The 22834-nt window shown below is 70.7% G+C and carries 10 protein-coding genes; 8 read left to right on the forward strand and 2 right to left on the reverse strand.

Annotation, left to right across the window (positions count from 1 at the left end; genetic code table 11):
- Positions 1 to 22: 22 nt before the first annotated feature.
- On the reverse strand, positions 23 to 1693 hold the full coding sequence (locus BST38_RS19945; protein ID WP_083145207.1) for a (2,3-dihydroxybenzoyl)adenylate synthase: 1671 nt from the start codon (positions 1691 to 1693) through the stop codon (positions 23 to 25).
- A gap of 107 nt (positions 1694 to 1800) precedes the next feature.
- Here BST38_RS19945 and BST38_RS19950 point away from each other — a divergent pair, with 107 nt between their 5' ends.
- From BST38_RS19950 to BST38_RS19985, 8 genes are read left to right on the forward strand one after another with little or no spacing between them, the layout of a single operon-like run.
- Complete coding sequence (locus BST38_RS19950; RefSeq protein ID WP_083145208.1) at positions 1801 to 5259, forward strand: non-ribosomal peptide synthetase; 3459 nt, start codon at positions 1801 to 1803, stop codon at positions 5257 to 5259.
- A complete protein-coding gene (locus BST38_RS19955; protein ID WP_165761619.1) occupies positions 5253 to 5999 on the forward strand; it encodes a thioesterase II family protein in 747 nt (248 codons plus the stop codon). The genes BST38_RS19950 and BST38_RS19955 overlap by 7 nt, the downstream gene beginning before the upstream one ends.
- Positions 5989 to 7299, forward strand: coding sequence for a beta-ketoacyl [acyl carrier protein] synthase domain-containing protein (locus BST38_RS19960; RefSeq protein WP_083145210.1), 1311 nt, complete (start codon positions 5989 to 5991; stop codon positions 7297 to 7299). The genes BST38_RS19955 and BST38_RS19960 overlap by 11 nt, the downstream gene beginning before the upstream one ends.
- Positions 7299 to 10133 (forward strand): mycobactin polyketide synthase MbtD, encoded by a 2835-nt coding sequence (gene mbtD / locus BST38_RS19965; protein WP_083145239.1) that lies wholly within the window; start codon positions 7299 to 7301, stop codon positions 10131 to 10133. Before BST38_RS19960 ends, mbtD begins: the two co-directional genes overlap by 1 nt.
- Positions 10130 to 15406: a non-ribosomal peptide synthetase gene (locus tag BST38_RS19970; protein ID WP_083145211.1), complete on the forward strand. Its 5277-nt coding sequence runs from the start codon at positions 10130 to 10132 to the stop codon at positions 15404 to 15406. Before mbtD ends, BST38_RS19970 begins: the two co-directional genes overlap by 4 nt.
- Positions 15403 to 19752, forward strand: coding sequence for a non-ribosomal peptide synthetase (locus BST38_RS19975; RefSeq protein WP_083145212.1), 4350 nt, complete (start codon positions 15403 to 15405; stop codon positions 19750 to 19752). Before BST38_RS19970 ends, BST38_RS19975 begins: the two co-directional genes overlap by 4 nt.
- Complete coding sequence (gene mbtG, locus BST38_RS19980; protein ID WP_083145213.1) at positions 19749 to 21041, forward strand: NADPH-dependent L-lysine N(6)-monooxygenase MbtG; 1293 nt, start codon at positions 19749 to 19751, stop codon at positions 21039 to 21041. Before BST38_RS19975 ends, mbtG begins: the two co-directional genes overlap by 4 nt.
- Entirely contained in the window at positions 21019 to 21234 is a 216-nt protein-coding gene (locus tag BST38_RS19985; RefSeq protein WP_083145214.1) for an MbtH family protein, read from the forward strand. Before mbtG ends, BST38_RS19985 begins: the two co-directional genes overlap by 23 nt.
- A gap of 52 nt (positions 21235 to 21286) precedes the next feature.
- Here the strand turns inward: BST38_RS19985 and BST38_RS19990 are convergent, their stop codons facing one another.
- Positions 21287 to 22702, reverse strand: a complete 1416-nt coding sequence (locus BST38_RS19990; RefSeq protein ID WP_083145215.1) for a hypothetical protein — start codon at positions 22700 to 22702, stop codon at positions 21287 to 21289.
- Positions 22703 to 22834 lie beyond the last annotated feature (132 nt).

The following is a 22834-nucleotide window of genomic DNA, read 5'->3' on the forward strand; positions in this document are numbered from 1 at the left end:
ACAAATCCCGGCGTGAAAGTCGCTATTGAGGCGAGCTCAGCCGCGCGACCAACGCCTTCTTGTCGACCTTGCCCACCGCGGTCGTCGGCAGCGACGGAAGCGGCGCCAGCACGTCGGGGCGCGCGTGTGTGGACGCGCCCCGATCGTCGAGGAACGCGTTCAACTCGGCCAGTGAGATCGGCTTTCCTCGGAAAACCACTGCGGCACAGATCTTCTCGCCCAGGTACTCATCCGGAAGTGCGACTGCGGCGGCCGCGTAGATCGCCGGGTGGGTGTGCAGGTGATCCTCGAGGTCGGTCGCCGACACCGTCTCGCCACCGCGGTGGATCACGTCCTTGATCCGGCCGACCACCTCCACGTATCCCGCGCGCGGACCGTCGGCGAAGATGCGCACCCGGTCCCCGCTGCGGTAGAAGCCGTCGGGGGAGAACGACCGCGCGTTCGCCTCGTCGTCGCGGTAGTAGCCGTTGAGCGTGTAGGGGCCCCGCACCAGTAGCTCGCCCTCCTCGCCCGGTGCCACTTCGTCGCCGTTCTCGTCCACGACGCGCATCTCGTCGTGCGGCGACATCGGCCGGCCCTGCGTGTGCACCACCACGTCCTCGGGGTCGCCGGGCCGGGTGAAGTTCAGCATGCCCTCGGCCATCCCGAAGATCTGCGACATCCCCGGCGTCAGCCGCTCCAGGATGAACCGCGCGTCCTCGGGGCTCATCCGTGAGCCGCCGACCTGAACGAACCGCAACGACGTCGGCAGTACCGGCTCCCATTCGCACGCCTGGGCCCACAGCTTTGCCAGAGCGTTGACGAGACCGGTCACGGTGATCCGGTACTTGTCGATCAGCGCGAACGCGTTCTCTGGGCTCGGGTCTGCGGTGAACACGGTGGTCGCGCCGACGGTCATCGAGCCGAGCATGCCGGGGCACCCGAGCGGGAAGTTGTGCCCGGCGGGCAGTGCGACGAGGTACGCGTCGCGGTCGGTCATCTCGCACGCCTGCGCACACGCCACCGAGGTGTAGACGTAGTCGTCGTGGGTTCGGGCGATCAGCTTCGGAAGCCCGGTGGTGCCGCCCGACACCAACAGCAACGCGGGCAGCGATGTATTCACCGGCGGTGGCTCGGCCAGAGTGCCGGAGAACCCGACGATCGATGACCACGGCACATACGGGCCGGCCTCCCCGTCGACGATCACGTGGCGCAGCGCCGGATGCCCGGCGACCAGCTGCGTGGCCATCTCCCGATAGTCGAACCCCGCCGCCTTGTCCGGCACGATCAGTGCGACGGCATCGCTGATCTGGGCGAAGTGCCCCAGCTCGGCGGTGCGGTGCCCGGGCAGGCACATCACCGGTACGGCACCGGCGCGCAGCAGGCCGAAGAACGCGATAGCGAACTGGCACGAATTCGGCAGCTGCAAGAGCACCCGGTCGCCGGCAGCAATGCCGAGGTCGACGAATCCGGCGGCAACCCGGTCGGCGAGCGCATCGAGTTCGGCGAACGTGTACGAGCTCTGCGCGTCGACGATCGCCGGCTTGTCAGGCCTCGCCGCGGCGGCCTCGGACAGGATCGAGTCCAGTCGCCGTCCCGTCCAGTAGCCCGCGCGGCGGTACTCCTCGGCGCGCTCGGCCGGGAACGGAACGAAACCGACAGCCAGGTCACGGGACAAGCCCTTGTCGCGGTCAGGCAGGAATGCCGTACTCATCAGTCAAATCGCCGATCTGGGTAGGAGTTCTCGGTGAATCGAATATAGGGTAGCCTGCACGAAGTTAGGGCAGCCTGACTTAAATTTCGTGGTGGTCGAGGAGGTTGGTGGTTTTGACGTCGACGACTACGCAGTCCGTTCGCGACGAAGTCGCCGAACTGCTCGGCGTGGATCCCACCGAGCTCGACCCGCAGGCGGATCTGATCGCCTCCGGGCTCGACTCCATCCGCATGATGTCGCTGTCCGGACGCTGGCGCAGGCAGGGCATCGACGTCGGGTTCGCCGCGCTCGCCGCAAACCCGACGGTGGCCGCGTGGGCGGACCTGGTCGCCGAACGCACCGTGCCGCCGGCCACGGAGCCGATTCCCGCCACGACCGCCGCCGCCGGCGAGACCTTCCCACTCGCGCCGATCCAGCACGCGATGTGGATCGGACGCAACGACGATCAGCAGCTCGGCGGCGTCGCCGGGCACCTCTACATCGAGCTCGACGGTGCCGGCGTGGACCCCGTGGTCCTGCAGGACGCCGCAACCAAACTCGCCGCCCGTCACCCGATGCTCCGCGTCGAGATCCTGCCGGACGGAACCCAGCGCATCACCGACCGCGGGCTGCCGGTCACCGTGTACGACCTGCGCGACCACGACGAGGCCGCCACCCGCGCGCGGCTCGACGAGATCCGCCAGGCCAAATCGCACCAGATGCTGCACGGCGAGGTCCTGGAGATCTCGCTGTCACTTCTCGCCGGTGGCCGGACCCGGCTGCACGTCGACATGGACATGCAGGCCTCCGACGCGGTCAGCTACCGCAACTTCATGTCCGACCTCGCCGAGTTCTACGGCGGCGCAACCCTTCCCGAACTCGGATACACCTACCGCGAATACCGGTCCGCGCTCGAGCGGACGGTGCCGGCGTCCGGGACCGATGACGACCGGCAGTGGTGGGCCGAACGGATCCCCGAGTTGCCCGAAGGTCCCGCGTTGCCTCTGGTGCCCCGCTCGGAGCAGGCCGACCCGCGCCGCGGCACCCGGCGGGTGCACATCTTCGACGTCGCGACCCGCGATGCGCTGTTCGAAGCGGCACACCGGCGCGGTGTCACCCCGGCGATGGCGGTCGGCGCCTCGTACGCCGGCACGCTCGCACGGTGGTCGACGAGTCGCCGATTCCTGTTGAACCTGCCCATGTTCGGCCGCGAACAGTTCCATCCCGACGTCGACAAACTGGTCGGCGACTTCACGTCGTCGTTGATGCTCGACGTGGACTTGACCGAGGCCGACACCCCGATCGCCCGCGCCCGGGCGCTGCAGGAGACGCTGCACACCACCGCGAGCCATTCGAGCTACTCGGGCCTGTCCGTTCTGCGCGACCTGACACGCCACCACGGCACACCGGTGTTGGCGCCGATCGTCTACACCAGTGCGCTCGGTCTCGGAGATCTGTTCGCCGGCAAGGTGACCGAGTTCTTCGGCAAGCCGGTGTGGACGATCTCCCAAGGCCCCCAGGTGCTGCTCGACGCCCAGGCCACGCCGATCGCCGACGGGCTGATGATCAACTGGGACACCCGCGAGGATGCGTTCCGTCCCGGCGTCGCGGATGCGATGTTCGCTCACCACATCGCCGAGCTGGAACGGCTCGCCACCGACGACTCCGCCTGGGATGCCGCCGATCTGCCCGCCGTGACACCGCATCAACAGGCCGCCCGCGACGCCGTCAACAGTGTCGTGGCCGCGGCGAGCGGCGACGCGTTGCACGACGGGTTCTTCCGGCGCGCCGCCGAGCAGCCCGACGCGCCCGCGGTGCTCAGCAGCGCGGGCACCCTGACCTATGCCGAACTGCGGGAGCAGGTACTTGCTGTCGCCGCGGCGCTCGACGTCGCCGGTGTCCGACGCTCGGACACCGTTGCGGTGCTGGGGCCCAAGAACTTCGAGCAGATCATCGCGCTGCTCGCGATCTCGGCGATCGGTGCGGTCTACGTACCGGTCGGGGTGGATCATCCCGCCGAGCGCGGCTCACGGATGCTGGCCAACGCCGGCGCGAAGATGGCGCTGGTGTGCGGTGACGAGCCGCCCACGACGATGGCCGCGCTGACCGTCGCCGAAGCGATCCGCGTCGGCCGCCGCGCCCGGGATTACGAGCGCCCGAAGGTCGACCCGTCCGAGCGTGCCTACATCCTGTTCACCTCCGGTTCCACCGGCGAGCCCAAGGGCGTCGAGATCACCCACGACGCCGCGATGAACACCGTTGAATTCATCAACGGACACTTCGAGATCGGGCCTGCGGACCGCTGCCTGGCGCTGTCGACGCTGGAATGCGACCTGTCGGTCCTCGACATCTTCGGCATGCTGCGCGCCGGCGCCTCGATCGTCGTGGTCGACGAGGAGCACCGCCGCGATCCGGACACCTGGGCGCGGCTGATCTCCGAACACGCCGTCACCGTCCTGCATTTCATGCCGGGTTGGCTGGAGATGCTCTCGGCCGTCGACGGCGACCTGTCCTCGGTGCGCGTGGTGCCGACCGGAGGGGACTGGGTGCGGCCGGCGATGGTGCGCGCGTTGCGCAAGCGGGCACCGCGGATGCGGTTCGCCGGACTCGGCGGCGCCACCGAGACGGCCACCCACAACACGATCTGCGAGGTCGTCGGCGACCTCCCCGACGACTGGACCTCGATCCCGCTGGGCGTGCCACTGCCGAACAACATGTGCCGGGTGGTCGGCCCCGACGGACGGGACTGCCCCGACTGGGTTCCCGGTGAACTGTGGGTCGGGGGACGCGGTGTGGCGCGCGGATACTGCGCCCGCCCGGATCTGACCGCCGAACGGTTCGTCGAGCACGACGGCATCAGGTGGTACCGGACCGGCGATCTGGTGCGGTACCGGCCCGGCGCGGTCATCGAGTTCGTCGGACGTGCCGACCACCGCATCAAGATCAGTGGATACCGGGTGGAACTCGGCGAGGTCGAGGCCGCCCTGCGTGGCCTGCCGGGAGTGGATTCCGCTGTCGCAGCGGTGGTCTCGGCCGACAGTGGCCGAGACGTGCTGGCGGCGCTGGTCACCGCGGACACGGCCGAGCTGGACACCCGCACGTTGGCCGAAGGGCTCGCGAACGTCGTTCCGCCGCACATGATCCCGCAGACCATCGTGGTGGTCGACCAGGTGCCCTACACGGTCGGCGGCAAGATCGACCGGACCGCGGTCGCCGCTGCGCTCAAGGACGCAGGCGCGAGCACCGCGGTGGCCTACCGTGCCCCGGCGACGGCGCTGGAGGCCGCGCTGTGCTCGATCGTCGGCTCGGTGCTCGACAGCGAGCGGGTCGGCGTCGACGACGACTTCTTCTCCAGCGGCGGCGATTCGGTGCTGGCGACCCAGGCCGTCGCCAGAATCCGCGCCTGGCTGGACGCACCGTTCGTCGCTGTCGCCGACATCTTCGCCGCCCGCACCGTTTCCGCGCTGGCGGCCCGGTTGGCTGACCGGGACAGCTGCCTCGAAGAGGTCGCCGAGGTGTACCTCGACGTTGCGCAGATGGACGCCACCGAGGTGGCGGCTGCGCAGATGGACGCCGCGGCATCGTGAGCGCTCCGCTGACCGTGAAGCCGTGGATCAAACGGTTCCCCGCCGTCGGACGGGCGAGTTCGGGCCCCATCCTGGTCTTCCCGCACGCCGGTGGTGCCGCCGCCACCTACCGCGGCCTGGCCACGGCGTTGTCCGCGAGCGGCCTCGACGCGTACGTGATGCAGTACCCGCAGCGCGCCGAACGTCTCACCCACCCGGCGACGGCCACGGTCGAAGAACTCGCGCAGGACCTGTTCGACGCCGCCGACTGGTCCGTGCTCGGCGAACTGCAACTGTTCGGGCACTGCCTGGGCGCGGTGGTGGCGTTCGAGTTCGCCAGGATCGCCGAAGCCCGCGGCGTCGACGTGCGGCGACTGTGGGTGTCGGCCAGTGAGGCGCCGTCCGCGGTGGCCGCATCGCCCCGGCTGCCGACCGAGGACCGCGAAATCCTCGCGCACATGCTCGATCTCGGCGGCACCGATGCCCGACTGCTCGCCGACGAGGATTTCGTCGAGCTGCTGTTGATGGCCGTGCGCGCCGACTACGAGGCCTTCAACCGCTACTCGGCCGCCCCGGACGTGAAGATCCGCGCCGACATCCACACCCTCGGCGCCCACAGCGACCACCGCATCGCGCCGGACATGCTGAACCGGTGGCAAGCCCACACCGGCGGCGCGTTCGCGCGGGACCTGTTCGACGGCGGCCACTTCTACATCACCGAACTCGCCGGGCCCGTGGCAGAGCTGATCCATGGCCGTTAGCGCCGACGACCCGGTCGTCATCGTGGGCATGGCCCTGGAGGCACCCGGGGGTATCGACACCGCCGACGAATACTGGGCGATGCTCGCCGAGGAGCGCGAGGTGCTCGGCCCGTTCCCGACCGACCGCGGCTGGCGAGTGCAGGAGTTGCTCGACGGCTCACGCCGCGAGGGCTTCAAACGCATTCACGATCTGGGGGGATTCCTCACCGGCGCCGCGACATTCGACCCCGAGTTCTTCGGTATCTCACCGCGGGAAGCCGTCGCGATCGACCCGCAGCAGCGGGTCGCCCTGCGGGTGGGCTGGCGGGCCCTGGAGAACGCCGGCATCAACCCCGACACCGTGGCCGGAGAAGACGTCGGATGCTACGTCGGCGCCTCGTACCTCGGCTATGGCGGTGATCTCGCCGAATACTCGGCCTACAGCGGGCATCTGCTCACCGGCACCACGCTCGGCGCGATCTCCGGGCGCATCGCCTACGTCCTGGGGCTGGGCGGACCCGCGCTGACGATCGACGCGTCCTGCACCGGCGGGCTCGCCGCGCTGCACGTCGCGGTCACCGCGGTGCGCGGCGGCGATTGCGACATCGCGCTGACCGGCGGGGTCTGCGTGCTCGGCTCGCCCGGCTACTTCGTCGAATTCTCCAAGCAGCACGCGCTGTCCGACGACGGGCACTGCCGCCCGTACAGCGCGCACGCCAGCGGCACGGTGTGGGCCGAGGGGGCGGCGATGTTCGTGCTGGCCCGCCGCTCGGTGGCCGACCGGCACGGATACCCGGTACTGGCCGAGGTGCTGGCCAGCGGTGTGAACTCCGACGGCCGCACCAGGGGCATGACCGCGCCGAGCGGGGACGCCCAAGCCCGGCTGTTCCGGCGCGTGCTCGACGCCTCCGGCGCGCAGCCCGAGGAGATCGGCATGATCGAGGGCCACGGCACCGGCACCCGGCTCGGCGACCGCACCGAACTGCATTCACTCGCAGCGACCTACGGCGCGACCCGCCCCGGACACGGCGGTGTGCTCGGCTCGGTCAAGTCGAACATCGGGCACGCCCAGTCCGCCGCCGGGCCGCTCGGCCTTGCCAAGATCCTGGTCGCCGCCGAACACCGCGCGATCCCGAGGAGCCTGCACACCGACGAGCCGAGCCGCGAGATCGACTGGGATAACCAGGGACTGCGGCTGGCCACCAAGCTGACCGAATGGCCCGAGATCGGAGGACGACGGCTGGCCGCGGTGTCGGCGTTCGGGATGAGCGGCGCCAACGCGCACGCGATCGTCGCAGTCCCCGCCGGAGGGGCGCCGTGATGCTGCCCGATGCCCGGATCCCGGTGCTGCTCAGCGCTCATGCCGAGGCGCTGATCGCCGAGGACGCGCGCCGAATCCTCGGCTACCTGGATCGCAAGCCGGCCCTCGACGCCGTCGCGGCCTCGCTACTGCGGCTGCGCAGGCGCCAGCGCCACCGCGCGGTCGTGCGCGCGGGCGACCTGCGCGACCTCGCCGAAGGGGTGGCCGCGCTGGCCCACGGCGCCGACCATCCGCTGGTCACCCGTGCCACGGTCGCCGAGAACGGCTGCCGCGCATTCGTGTTCCCGGGTCAGGGGAATCAGTGGCCGTCGATGGGCGCCGAGGCCTACCGCACGCTGAGCGTGTACCGGGCGGCGGCCGACGAGTGTGCCGCGGCATTCGAGGAGGCGGGGCAGCGGTCCCCGCTGGACTACCTGACCGCCGCGCCGGGCGCTGAAGGCTGGTCGCAGATCGACGCCCAGGCAGCACAGTTCACCCATGCCGTCGCGTTGTCGGCGGTCTGGCGGTCCTGCGGGATCGAACCGGATCTGACCGTCGGGCACAGCCTCGGCGAAGTTGCCGCCGCCCATGTCGCGGGCATGCTCACGCTTGCCGACGCCGCGGCGGTGGTGATCGCGCGCGCCGGCGTGCTGGAGAACCTGTCCGAGGGTTACGGCATGGTCGTCCTCGGTGTCGCGGCCGCCGACGCGCACACGTTGATCGAGGAAACCGGCGGCTGGTGCGAACTCTCGGTGGTCAACGCCGCGTCCTCGGTCGCGGTGTCGGGGGAGAGCGCGGCGGTCGAGAAGCTGAAGGACGTCGCCACCGAGCGCGGCATCTTCGCTCGCACGGTCACCATGGCTTTTCCCGCGCACACCAGCCTGCTCGACGCGTTGCGCACCGACCTGCTCGGCCGGCTGCCGAACGCCTCGTTCCGCGACGGCGGTGTCCCGTTCATCGGTTCGGCGACCGGAACCGCGGTGCCGCACGACACCGACTTCGCCGACTACTGGTTCGCAAACCTGCGCAACACCGTTCGCTTCGACCACGCGGCGGCAGCGGCCGCCGACGCGGGCGCCGACATCTTCATCGAGATGTCGGCGCATCCGGCGCTGCTGTTCGCCCTGGGCCAGAGCGCAGGTGACGCGCTCACCGTCGGATCCGGCCGCCGCGACGCGCCGATCGCGGACACGATGGCGGCCGGCATCGCGACCGTCGCGGCCTCCGACCCGGCCTTCGCCTGGGATGACACGGTCGACGTCGGCACCCCGCTGCTACGCGGGTTTCCGAACACGCCGATGCGCGCCACCCACCTGTGGGCGCTGCCCCAGCCGCTTCCGCCGGCCCCGACGCTGACCCTGGCCACCGAGGCGTGGGAGCCGCGCGACGCGGCGCCGGCCGCCCTGGCGCTGCGCCGCACCGCCGTCGTCGAACTACCCGGGCCCCGCAGCGGTCTGGGGAGTCAGCTGCGCGCCGCCGTCGACCGGCACCTCGGCGTTCAGGCAGCCACCGTCGACGAGGCCGACCTCGTCCTCGTCGTCGCGCCGGTTCTCGACGACTCCGACGCCACCCGGTCGGCCCGGGCCCTCGCGGATCTGATCGGTGCCGGACTGCTCGGCTACAGCGACACCGTCGGACCCGACTGCCGCGACCTCTGCCTGATCACCGTCGCCGGTGAACAGGTGCGCCACGACGACGCACCGCTGCCCGGGCAGGCCGCACTGGCCGCCGTGCACCGCAGCATCGGGTTCGAACACCCCGACGTGAACTTCCGGCATCTGGACCTCCCGCCGGTGACCGTGGACGCCGCGGCTGTGCTGGATGCGGTGCTCACCGACGGCGATGAGCTCGCGGTACGCGAAACCGAGGATGGCCCAACCCTGTTCGCGCGTGTCGAACACGAAACCGTGACGGTCCCGGAGCTGTGGCTCACCGACCCGGGCGTGCTCGACGACGTCGTCATCACCGGCGGCAACGGCACGGTCGGGCAGCACTACGCAAGAGTTCTTGCCCGCCACGGCGCCCGCCGCATCACGGTGCTGAGCCGTAGCCTGGGCTGCGACATCACCGACCCCGCTCAGGTGGCCGTCGCCGCGGCCGAACTCGGCGGAGACGGGGCGACGCTGGTGATCCACGCCGCCGCGACCGCGCGGTTCGCCGACCGCGCCGAACTCACCGCACAGGACTTCACCGACGCGTGCGCCGCCAAGGTCGCCGGCATCACCCACGTCGTCGAGCACTGGCCGCTGCGCCCGGGTGCGCGGATCGTGTTGTGCAGCTCGGTGTCAGGGTTGTGGGGCGGACGGGGCCACGCCGCCTACGCGGCAGCCAACCGGATGCTCGACGTGCTGGCCGGGCAACTGCGTGCCGGCGGATTCCGCTGCAGCGCGGCACGGTTCGGGCTCTTCGGAACCGGCATCGTCGACGATGCGGCGGTGGACCGCATCGGCAGGGCGGGGCTCGTGCCGATGGACGCCGACGACGCGATCGAGGCCAGCCTGCGCGAGCACGGCGGCGACGCGGTGATCTACAGCGCCGACCGGGCACGGTTGCAGGTGTTCCGCGACGCGCCCGCCGCCGAGGCCCCGGGCGTCGATGCCGGCGCCGAAGACCGCACCGCGCTGGTGGTTTCCGAACTCGCCTCGGTACTCGGTGTGCACCCCGACACCATCGACCTCACCGCGGCACTGCTCGACATGGGTGTCGACTCGCTGCTGGCCCTGGACCTGCGCAAGAGATTGCGCCGAGCCGCCGGAAGGTCGGTACCCCTGGCCGCCATGCTCGGCGGTATCACCGGCACCGAACTGGTCGCCGCCCTCGATGAACAACCACGGAAGAATGAGATTCCCGCGTGACTGACACTGACCTGGATGCCCAGCGGCTCGAGCTGCTTCGCCAGCGACTGGCCGGCCGCGGACTGCGCGCGCACGAAACCCCGGACGCCGAGCGGCGGGACGGTGCGCTGACCGACGGCCAGCAGCGCATGTGGTTCGTCCAGTCCGTCGACCCCAGCGGTGCGCTGCTCAACATCAGCCTGTCCTACCGGATCACCGGCGAGCTGGACCTGTCCCGGCTGCACGACGCCGTCGCGGCCGTGTCCCGCCGGCATCCGGTGCTGCGCAGCACCTTCCACGCCGACGAGAACGGCGAACCACACCTGACCGTGCACGACGACCTGCAGCCGGGATGGGCCGTGCACGACATCTCCGAGCTGTCCGAGCATGCACGCCGGCTGCGACTGGAGGTGCTCGCCCAGCGCGAGTTCAGCACCCCGATCGACCTCGAGACCTGCTCGCCGCTGCGGATCACCGTCGCGCGCACCGCTCCCGCCGAATACGTGATGCTTCTGGTGGTGCACCACATCGCGTGGGACGACGGCTGCTGGCGGGTGTTCTTCGCCGACCTGACCCGCGCCTACACCGGCGCCGAACTCGCGCCGACGCCCGCGCCGCCGCCGGAGCCGGTGACCTCGGATGAGGATCTCGAGTACTGGCGCGCCGCGATGACCGCGCTGCCCGAGCCGCTCGAACTCCCCGGGCCGAACGGCTCGGCGGTCCCGTCGAGCTGGCGGTCGCAGCGCACCACCGTCACGCTGTCGGCCGACACCGTCGCGCGGGTCCGCGCGGCCGCGCGTGCCGCCGGAGCAACGCCGTACATCGTGCTGCTGGCCGCATTCGGCGCGCTGCTGCACCGCTACACCCACGCCGACGACATCCTGGTCGCCAGTCCGGTGCTGCTCCGCGGCCCGGACAGCGAGGAGGTCATCGGCTACCACGGCAACACCGCGGTGATGCGCCTGAAGCCACGCGGTATGCAGAGCTTCACCGAATTCCTCTCCGAGACCAAGGACTTCGTCCTCGGCGCGATCGCCCACCAGCAGGTCAACGTGGACCGCGTGGTGCGCGAGCTCAACCCCGACCGCAGGCACGGCGCCGAGCGGATGACCCGCGTCAGCTTCGGGTTCCGCGAACCCGACGGCGGCGGGTTCGCCCCGCCCGGGATCACCTGCACGCGCGCCGAACTGCGCGGGCAGCTGACGCAGCTGCCGCTGGGCCTGATGGTCGAACTCGACGACGCAGCAGCCGTGGTCGAAGCCGAGTACCTGGTCGAGATCATCGACGACGCGCTGGCCCGCCAACTGCTGGAGCACTACGTGGTGCTGCTCGACGCCGCGCTGGCCGATCCGGACACCCCGCTGGCGAAGCTGGACCTGATGGGCGCCGGCGACGCCGAATGGCTGCGCGAGGTCTCCCACGGGGAGACGTTCGAGGTGCCCGCGGCCACCATCGCCGAACGTATCGAGGACCGGGTCGCCAAGATCCCCGACACCGTCGCGGTGGTCTACGAAGGCCGCCAGTACACCTACCGGGAGATCAACGAGTCCGCGAATCAGGTGGCGCACTGGCTGATCGAGCAGGGCATCGGCACCGAGGACCGGGTCGCGGTGCTGCTGGACCGGTCCCCGGAGCTGCTCATCACCGCGCTCGGGATCATCAAGGCCGGCGCGGTGTACCTGCCGGTCGATCCGACCTACCCCGAGGACCGGCTGTCGTTCATCCTGGGCGACTCCGACCCGAAGATGGTGATCCGCGAGGCCGTCACCGGACTGGACGAGCACCGCACCGACAACCCCACCGACGACGTCCGGGTGCGTCCGCTGCGCCCGGAGAACGCCGCGTACCTGATCTACACGTCGGGGTCGACCGGGCTGCCCAAAGGTGTGCCGGTGCCGCACCGGCCGGTCTCGGAGTACTTCACCTGGTTCGAGGGCGAGTACGACATCCGCGACACCGACCGGCTGCTGCAGGTCGCGTCACCGAGTTTCGACGTGTCGATCGGCGAGATCTTCGGAACACTGGCCTGCGGCGGGCGCCTCGTCATCCCGCGCCCGGACGGGCTCACCGACATCGGCTACCTGACGGATCTGTTGCAGCGCGAGGGCATCACCGCGATGCACTTCGTGCCGTCGCTGCTCGGCCTGTTCCTGTCGCTGCCCGGAGTGAACCACTGGCGCACCCTGGAGCGGGTGCCGATCGGGGGAGAGGCGCTGCCCGGAGAGCTGGCCGACAAGTTCCACGCCACCTTCGACGCATTGCTGCACAACTTCTACGGCCCCACCGAGACGATCATCAACACCACCCGGTACAAGGTGGAGGGTACGCAGGGCGCCCGGATCGTGCCGATCGGCAAACCCAAGATCAACACCACCGTCCATCTGCTCGACGATGCGCTGCAGCCGGTACCGCCGGGCGTGATCGGCGAGATCTACATCGGCGGAACCCATGTCGCGCGTGGCTACCACCGCAGGCCCGGCCCGACCGCCGAGCGTTTCGTCGCCGATCCGTTCACGCCGGGCGGACGGCTGTACCGCTCGGGGGATCTGGCCCGTCGCAACGCCGACGGCGATCTCGAGTTCGTCGGGCGCGCCGACGAACAGGTCAAGATCCGGGGCTTCCGCATCGAACTCGGCGAGGTCGCCGCGGCGATCACCGTCGACCCGTCCGTCGGGCAGGCCGTCGTGCTCGGCCAGGACCTCCCCGGGCTCGGCAAGAGCCTGGTCGGATATCTCACCCCGGCCGCGGCGGGTGAGCAGGTCGACGTGGCCCGTATCCGGGCCAGGGTCGCCGCCGCGCTGCCCGACTACATGACCCCTGCCGCGTACGTCGTGCTCGACGAGATCCCGATCACCGCGCACGGCAAGATCGACCGGGCCGCGCTGCCGCTTCCCGAGATCAGCACCGGAGCCGACTACCGCGAACCGGCCACCGACACCGAACGCGCACTCGCGCAACTGTTCTCCGAGCTTCTGGGTGCTCCCCGGGTCGGCGCCGACGACTCGTTCTTCGAACTCGGCGGGCATTCGCTGCTGGCCACCAAGCTGGTCGCGGCGATCCGGTCGCGCTGCGGCGTCGAGATCGAGATCCGGGAGATCTTCGAACTCGGCACGCTGGCCGGCCTCGCCGAACGTGTCGACCAACTGGCCGCGGGCGATGCGCCGTTGCCGCGGCCCCGGCTGATGCCCGTGCCGCACGACGGGCCCGCGCCGATGTCCGCCTCGCAGCTGCGGCAGTGGTTCCAGTACCGCGTCGACGGCCCGGGCCCGGTGAACAACGTGCCGTTCGCGGCCCGGTTCACCGGACCGTGCGACGTCGACGCGCTCGTCGCCGCGGTGCGCGACGTGGTGGCCCGGCACGAGAGCCTGCGCACCACATTCTGCGAAATCGACGGCGTGCCCTACCAGCTCGTCAACGCACCGGACCCGCAGTTCCCGGTGCGCCTGGGCGCCGGCGCCGACGAGGACTGGCTGGGTGCCGAACTCGACGCCGAGCGACTGGAGGTGTTCGACCTCGAGCAGCAGTGGCCGATCCGCGCCGCGGTGCTGTCGATCCCCGGCCAGCACGTGCTGTCGCTGGTGATCCACCACATCGCCGCCGACCACTGGTCCGCGGCGGTGCTGTTCACCGAACTGCTCACCGCGTACCGGGCGCGCTGCGCCGGGGACGCCCCGACCTGGGCGCCGCTGCCGGTGCAGTACGCCGACTACGCCGCATGGCAGGCCTCGCTGTTGGCCGAGGACACCGGAATCATCGCCGCGCAACGGGATTACTGGAAGGCCCAACTCGACGGGCTCTCCGGTGAGACCGGGCTGCAACCCGACTTCGCGCGGCCACCGGTTCCCGGCGGTGCGGCCGATGCTGTCGAGTTCACCCTCGACGCGGGCGTGCGCGACAAACTCGTCGGGCTGACCCGCGAACTCGGGGTCACCGAGTTCATGCTGCTGCAGGCCGCGGTCGCCGCGACGCTGTACAAGGCGGGGGAGGGCGCCGACATCCCGCTGGGCACACCGGTGGCGGGACGCACCGAACCCGAACTCGACCAGCTGATCGGGTTCTTCATCAACATCCTGGTGCTGCGCAACGACCTGAGCGCCAATCCGACGTTGCGTGAGGTGGGCCTTCGTGCCCGCGAGATGGCGTTGCAGGCCTACGCCCACCAGGACCTGCCGTTCGACCAGGTCGTCGACGCCGTCAGCCCGGTGCGCTCGCTGTCGCGCAACCCGCTGTTCGGCGTCGTCGTCCATGTGCGCGAACAACTTTCCGAAGCCAGACCGATCAGCACCGGCCCCGACGGCGACACGCTGTTCACCGCGCTGGAGCCGACGTTCGACATGGCGCACGCGGATCTGTCGATCAACTTCTTCGCCGGGGACAACGGCTATCGCGGGCACGTGATCTACCGGACCGACCTGTACGCCCGCGCCACCGCGGAGCGTTTCGCCGGGTGGCTCGGCCGCGTCATCACCGCCTTCGCCCAGAACCCGGACCTGGCCCTGGACGACCTCGCGATCGGCGACCCCGTGCTGCCGCCGCCGGATGCCGACGCGATCCTGCTCGACGCCGCGGGCAACCCGGTGCCCGTCGGTGTCGTCGCCGACGTGCACTACACCGGCGAGGCGGCCGGGCGCCGCGGGGACCGCGCGCGCTGGACCGAGGACGGCCGGCTGGACTACGTCGAGCGCGTCGACCACGAACTCGAAGCGGCGCTGGCCGGGATCCCCGGTGTCGCCGAAGCCGCGGTCCGCAACTGGGACAACGGCTACCGCAGCACGGTCGCCGCGTACGTGGCGCCCGACCAGCCGGTCGACGACCCTGCGGCGTTCGCCGAGACGGTCCGTGCCGCGCTGCCCGAGGGCACCGCACCGCCGAAGATCGTCGTGCTCGACACGTTGCCGGCCAGCCGCCGCGACCTGCCGCCGCCCCGCGCGGCAGGCCCGAGCGAACCGCCGCGGACCGATACGGAGAGGGCGCTCGCGGAGATGCTCGCCGACGTGCTGTCCGACGTGCTCGGCGGCGCCGAGATCGGCCGCTACGACGACTACTTCGAGCTCGGCGGCGACAGCATTCTCGCCGTCCAGCTGGCCGGGCGGGCGAAGAAGGCCGGTCTGCGCCTGACCGCGCGGATGGTGTTCGAACATCCGGTGCTGCACGATCTGGCTGCCGCCGTGGATTCGGCGGCGGACACCGAATCCCGCGACATCCACCACGCACCGATGAGCACCTCCGGGCTGTCGGACGAGGAGCTGGCGATGGTCGCGGCGTCGTGGGCCGACCGGGACGAGACTTCGTGACGGCAGCCGAAACCACGCCCGCCATCGCCGATGTGATGGCGTTGACCCCGCTGCAGCAGGGGCTGTTCTCGCTGACCGCGATGACCGACGGCGACGACCCCTACGTGATCGGGATGAGCGCCGACATCACCGGGGCGCTGGACGTGGCGTTGCTGCGCGAGTGCGCCGCGGCGATGCTGGTGCGGCATCCGAACCTGCGGGCCGGCTTCTTCCAGGGCAATCTGAGCCGGCCGGTGCAGGTGATCCCGGAGAAGGCCGAGTTGCATTGGCAGCAGGTGGCCGCGGACCCGGGTGAAGTCGACGCGGCCGAGCACGCCGAGCGGGCCCGCCGATTCAACCTGGAACGCGGGCCGGCGATCCGCTTCCTGCTGATCGAAACGACCAGTGCGCGTTGGCGATTCGTGGTGACCGCCCATCACATCGTGATCGACGGATGGTCGCTGTCGCTGCTGGTCTCGGAATTGCTCGCGCTCTACCGCGCCGGCGGGGACACCGCGGCGCTGCCCCCGCCCCCGCGCCCGTACCGGGACTACATCGGCTGGCTCGCCGCCCGCGACGAGAGCGCCGCCCGCGCCGCGTGGACCGAACACCTGGCCGGGCTGGACGGCCCGACCCTGCTGGCACCCGCACTCGGCGCCACGCTGCTGCCGGACGGGCTGCCGGTGATCACCGAGGTGCGGGCCGACACGCAGACCACCGCGGCGCTGGTCGAGGCGGCCCGCTCGCGCGGGGTCACCGTCAACACCCTGGTACAGATGGCCTGGGCCGTCATCCTGTCGTCGTTCACCGACCGGTCCGACGTGGTCTTCGGTGTCACGGTGTCCGGCAGGCCCGACGAACTGGCCGGGGTCGAGTCCATGATCGGGTTGTTCGTCAACACGGTGCCGCTGCGGGTGCGTCTGGATCCCCACACCCCGGCCGGGGCGCAGTGTGTTGCGCTGCAACGCGTGTTCGCCGCGTTGCGCGACCACAGCCATCTCGGTCATTCCGAGCTGAGGACACTCGGCGGCGTCGGCGAACTGTTCGACACGCTGCTGGTGTACGAGAACTTCCCGATCGGCGCGGTCGCGGGCGCGCCGTCGCTGGAGGCCGGCGACGCCACCTTCACCCCGGTCGCGTTGCAGAGCCTCGCGCACTTTCCGGTCACCCTCGCCGCACACCTGACCGACGGCCGGCTCACGGTGCTCGTCGAGGCCAAGGACGGTGCGCTGGGCGCCGTCGCGCCGCGATCGGTCGGCGAGCGGCTGCTGGCGACCGTGCAACGCCTCATCGACGGCTGGGACCGGCCGCTGCGCGCGGTCAGCATGATCCCCGCCGACACGCCGCCCGCTCCCGCGCCCGCCGCGATCGCCACCGTCGCCTCGGTGCACGGCGCGCTCGCCGAGATGGCCGCAGCCCGAATGGGTTCGGTGGCACTGAGCTGGGATGACGGCGTGCTCACCTTCCGTCAGCTGGAAGAGGCCGCCGACCGGGTGGCCGCGGCGCTGCTCGCGCGGGGAGCCGGTCCGGAGACCCCGGTGGCGATCCGGTTGCGGCGTGGACCGGATTACGTCATCGCGATGTTCGGGGTGCTCAAGGCCGGCGGCATGATCGTGCCGCTGGATCCGGCGATGCCCGCCGAGCGCATCGACGCGATCCTGCGCCAGTGCACGGCCGCCCACGTGATCGACGAGACCTGGATGGCGGGCGCCGCCGCCGACCCGCCGCCGGGGTATCGGCCGAGCCGCACATTTCCCGGCCAGGGCGCCTACGTGGTGTTCACCTCGGGCACCACCGGAGAACCCAAGGGCGTCATCGGGACTCACGAGGCGCTGCTGGCCTACGCCCGGGACCACATCGACGCGGTGCTGCGCCCCGCCGCCGCCCGTGTCGGACGACCGCTGCGCATCGCGCACGCGTGGTCGTTCACGTTCGACGCCGCCTGGCAGCCGCTGGCCGCGCTGCTCGACGGGCACAGCGTGCACATCATCGACGACGCGACCCAGCGCGACGCCGAAGCGCTCGTCGAGGTGATAGCCCGCTTCGGGATCGACATGATCGATACCACCCCGTCGATGTTCGGGCAGCTGCGTGCGGTCGGGCTGTTGTCCACGGTCCCGCTGGCGGTGCTGGCGCTCGGCGGCGAGGCCATCGATCCCGGTGTGTGGCAGCAGATCCGCGACGAGTGCGACCGCACCGGGATGACCGCGCACAACTGCTACGGACCCACCGAGACGACGGTCGAGGCCGTGGTCGCCGCGATCGCCGAGCACGATCGCCCGACGATCGGCACGCCCACCGGGTCGACGCGGTCCTACGTGCTCGACTCCTGGCTGCGCCCGGTGCCCGCCGGCGCGGTCGGGGAGCTGTACCTGGCCGGCGGGCAGCTCACCCGCGGATACCTCGGCAGGGCCGCCGAGACCGCGGCGAGGTTCGTCCCCGACCCGTTCGTCGCGGGCACCAGGATGTACCGCACCGGCGACGTCGTGCGCCGGTGCGAGGACGGCACGCTGTCGTTTCTCGGCCGCTCCGACAGCCAGGTCAAGATTCGCGGGTTCCGCGTCGAACCCGGGGAGGTCGCCGCGGTGCTCAGCACCCACCCGTCGGTGATGCAGGCGTACGTGATGGTCCGACCCCACGTCAGCGGCTCCCGGCTGGTCGCCTATGTGACCGGCAGCCCGTCGGTCGCCGAACTGCGCGCGCTGCTGGCCGAGCGGTTGCCCCGCTACCTGATCCCGAACCGGATCGTGCCGGTGGATCAGCTGCCGCTGACCTCACACGGCAAGATCGACGAGCGCGCGCTGGCCGCGCTGGAACCCGCCGCCGACAGTGGATCCGTGGCACCGCAGACGCCGACGGAGACGGAGCTGGCCGGGCTGCTGGCCGAGGTGCTCGGCGTCGACGAGGTCGACGTCACCGCCGACTTCCTGGAGCTGGGGCTGGACAGCATCGTGGCGCTGTCGGTGGTGCAGGCCGCACGGCGGCGCGGGGTCGCGATGCGCGCCCGACTGATGCTGGACTGCGCCACGATCCGCGAGCTCGCCGCCGCGATCGACGATGACATCCGGATTCCGGGGTCCGGGCGCGACGACGGCGACGGTCCGATCCCGGTGCTACCCAACGCGCACTGGCTCTACGAGTACGGCGACCCGCGCCGGCTGGCGTCCACGGAGGCGCTGCGCCTGCCCGACGGGATCACCCGGGATCACCTCGAGAAGCTGCTTCGTGGGGTCGTCGACGCGCACCCCGTGCTGCGCACCCGTCTGGACCGCGCCGGGATGACCCTGGTCGAGCATCCGCTGCCGGATCTGCTGACCGAGGTCCGCGTCGACGGCGACCTGTCCGCGGCGGTCGGGGAGTATGCCCGCAAAGCGGTGGAAAGTCTTGATCCGCAACGTGGCCCGTTGTTCGACGTGGGCTGGTTGCGGGCCGGACGCACCAGTGTGCTGGTGCTGACCGCACACGTGCTCGCGATGGATCCGGTGTCGTGGCAGATCGTCATCGGCGAACTCGACGCCGGCTGGCACGCGCTGCTGTCCGGGCGCGCCCCGGCGCCATCGGTGGAGCACACCAGCTACCGGCGGTGGTCACACGCGTTGCGGCAGAGGGCCGAAACGCTTGACAGCGTCGACTTCTGGGAGTCGCAGCTCGACGGCGACGACCCCGCCCTCGGCGCGCGGCGCGTGCAGCCGCAGGCCGACAGCGCCGGAGGCCTCGCGGTCACCGTCGCGGTCAGCGACGCGCAGAGCACCGCCCGCCTGCTCGCCGCGGACCGGCCGGTGGCCGATCAGCTCGTCGCCGCGGCGGCCCGGACCGTCACCCGCTGGCGGCAACGCCGTGGCCTGCCGACTCCGCCGCCGCTGCTGGCGCTGGAAACCCACGGGCGCATCGACATCGACATCCACGGCACCGGCACGGATAGCTCCGAGACCGTCGGGCTGCTGTCGGCGATCTACCCGCTGCGCATCGACGACGACGACCCGAAGTCGGTGTCGGAGAAGCTCGCACGGGTGCCGTCGGGCGGCATCGACTACGGGCTGCTGCGCTATCTGCGTCCCGACGCCGCCGCGCGGTTGACGCGCCACCCCGAACCGCAGGTGCTGCTGAACTACCTCGGCCGCACCGATCTGCGGCCGGCCGGTGGTGCGGTGGAGGCCGACAAGCTGTTGCTGGCGGGGCTGTCCACCGTGCCCGAACCGCACCTGGCGGTGCGCCACGAGTTGACGATCGTCGCGGCCGTCGTCGCCCATGGTGACGCGCCGGTGCTGGTCACGCAGTGGCGCGCGCTACCCGACATTCTGACCGGACCCGATATCGAGGAGCTGCAATCGATATGGCAGGAAGCTCTGAGCGAGGTGACACGGTGAGCCCGAGGCTGGCGGTGATCGGGGCGGGTGCCAAAGGCGTGGCCGTGGCGGCCAAGGCCGCGGTGCTGCGGGACATGGGTGTCGACGCCCCCGAGGTGGTCGTGGTGGAGCGCGCCGAGGTGGCGGCCAACTGGGCCGCGGTCGGCGGCTGGACCGACGGACAGCAGCGGCTGGGCACCAGTCCCGAGAAGGACATCGGCTTCCCGTACCGGTCCTCGCTCGTCCGCCGCCGCAACGCCGAACTCGACGAGCGGATGACCCGGCTGAGCTGGCAGTCGTACCTGATCTCGACGGGCCAGTTCGCCGACTGGGTGGACCGCGGCCGGCCCGCCCCGACCCATCTGCGGTGGAGTCAGTACCTGCGCTGGGTCGCCGACTCCGTCGGAATATCCGTGGTCACCGGTGAGGTGCAACGGATTTCGGTCGACGGCGACCGCTGGGCGGTGCACACCGACGAGACCGTGCTGTGCGCCGACGGGGTGATGGTCACCGGGCCGGGTCAGGCCGAACGCTCGATCCTGCCCGGCCATCCGCGGGTGCTGTCCATCGCCCAGTTCTGGCACCGGGCCGCCGAGCACGAACGCATCTCCGCCGAGCGGGTCGCGGTGATCGGCGGCGGCGAGACCGCCGCCTCGATGCTCAACGAGCTGTTCCGGCACCGGGTTTCGACTATCACGGTGATCTCACCATCGGTGACCCTGTTCACCCGCGGCGAGAGCTTCTTCGAGAACACGTTGTTCTCCGACCCGACCGGATGGACCGGCCTCACCCTGGAGGAACGCCGGGATGCGATGGCCCGCACCGATCGCGGGGTGTTCTCGGCGCGGGTGCAGGACGCGCTGCTCGCCGACGACCGGATCCGGCACCTGCGCGGCAGGGTCGCGCACGCGGTGCCCCGCGACGGCCGCATCCGGCTGACACTGAACACCGATCGCGGCGGCGAGCGGCTGGAGACCGTGCACGGCTTCGACCTGGTGATCGACGGTTCCGGCGCCGATGCGTTGTGGTTCCTGCCGCTGCTGGGCCAGGACGCGCTCGACCTGATCGAACTCGGCCTGGGTGGCCCGCTGACCGGTGAGGCCCTCGAGGAGTCGATCGGCTATGACCTCGCCGTAGCCGGGGTCGCCCCGAAGCTGTTCCTGCCCGGCCTGTCCGGGCTCAACCAAGGTCCGGGGTTCCCGAACCTGTCTTGTCTCGGCCTGTTGTCCGACCGCGTGCTGGGTGCGGACTTCGGTGCCGGTCATCCCGCACCATTGAGGAGAAACGTTGAGCGCCAACCCCTTCGATGACGACGCCGGCCGGTTCTACGTGCTGGACAACGACGAGGACCAGCACAGCCTGTGGCCGGTCTTCGCCGATGTGCCCGCCGGGTGGCGAGTGGTGTTCGGGGAGGCCTCCCGCGAGGAGTGCCTGAGCTACGTCGAGCAGAACTGGACCGATCTGCGCCCGCGCAGCCTGCGCGAGGCCATGCTCGCCGACTGACGACCGACCCTCGGGGACAGCCGGATTCGGCCGCCCCCGAGAGCCGGTGCGATCACTCGTCGCCGGCGCTGGGCTTGCTGCTGGTCCGGCTGGTCGACTCGCCGGCATCGGACTCGGTGTCGTCGCCGCCGGCGCTGTCGTCCGTGGAGTCCTCGTCGGAGGGCTCGTCGGAGGGCTCGTCGGAGGGCTCCGTGTCGTCGGACTCCTCGACCTCGTCGACGTCGTCCACCTCGTCGACGTCGGCGGGCTCCTCGGCAGGCAGTTCGTCGACGGGGAGTTCGTCGACCTCGTCGACCTCGTCGACCTCGTCGACGGGCGCCGGGGCGCCGTCGTCGCCCTCGGGGGCCGTACCGGTCTCGCTGGACACCAGATCGAGGGTGATCGTGTCGGAAACCTGACCCACCGACGCATCGGCCGGTGAATCGGAGACCCCGGCGAACGCCGCGGTGGCTGCCGGCGCAGGCTTCTCCATCTTCAGTGCCCGCACGATCTGCTGCGGGATCTGGACGAAGAAGAAGTCGAACGTCCCGGTGGGGGAAAGCAGGCCGGGGAAGCTCTGTCCGGGCCCGGGCGGGTACGGGCTGTCCGGGTCGGTCACGAAATCGGGCACGTAGCCGTTCAGGAACGCGTTGAGGATCTTGGCCGGGGCGTTGATGACCTCGCTGGCCAGCGTCACGAGATCACCCGAGAAGAGGGCCTCGCGAGCGCTGTCGAGGATCTCGACGGTCTGGAAGATCGCGGTGACCGCCGGCGCGAGCAGGGCGCGGCCGAAGTTGCCGATCACCCCGCGCGACAGCAGGCCGGGCCCGTAACCGGGTCCGTTGGTGCCCTCGTCCATCCAGGAGGTGCCGAGGATGCGGGCCAGTGGATCGAGCCCGATCGACTCGAGGAAGTCGCCCGGGATGCGCAGCGCGTCGAGCAGGGCGCCGCGGCCGTCGCTCAGGCCGTCGGTGAGGAACCAGTAGTTCAGCTCGCCGAACGCCAACAGGAACTCACCACGCAACAGGTGGCCGAGCGAGGTCTGCAGCACCGCGGGCAGCTTCGACAGCGCATCGCCCGATGCTCCGCCCGCGGACGCGAGCGCCGCCTTGATGCGGTCGCCGTAGGTGGCCGGGAACGCGAGCGCCTCCCGCAAGATCGCGACGGGGTTGCCGATGGTCCCGACCAGGGACTGCAGGATCTCCGCGCGGATGGCCGGGTCACCCAGGGTGTCGCCCAGCGCGGTGTGCTGCGTGACGATGTTGGTTCCCAGCCCGCCGGTGGTGGTCAGCGTGTTCGAGATCGTCGTCGCCCACAGCGTCAACGGGTTCTGGAACGCCGAGAGCTCCATCGAGGTCGAGAATTCGGGCAGCGCAGGGGCGGTCGGTGTCACGGTCACCGGGGCCACGGCCATCGCGCTCGCGGTGGCCACCGCGGCGCCGGCGAGTGCGAACTTGTTGACGCCACCCGCACGAAGATCGGCTTTCACAGGGGACTCCTATTCGTTAGCTGTGTTTTTCCTGTGAACGCAGACCTTAGCTGAGGGTTACCTAAAGTGTGGCAGGTTTGGCTTACCTAAATTTCTATGACCTGCAACACAGAGAGCAGGCAGCGGCCGAGA

The organism is Mycolicibacterium parafortuitum (assembly GCF_002086815.1).
In the GTDB taxonomy this organism is placed as follows: domain Bacteria; phylum Actinomycetota; class Actinomycetes; order Mycobacteriales; family Mycobacteriaceae; genus Mycobacterium; species Mycobacterium parafortuitum.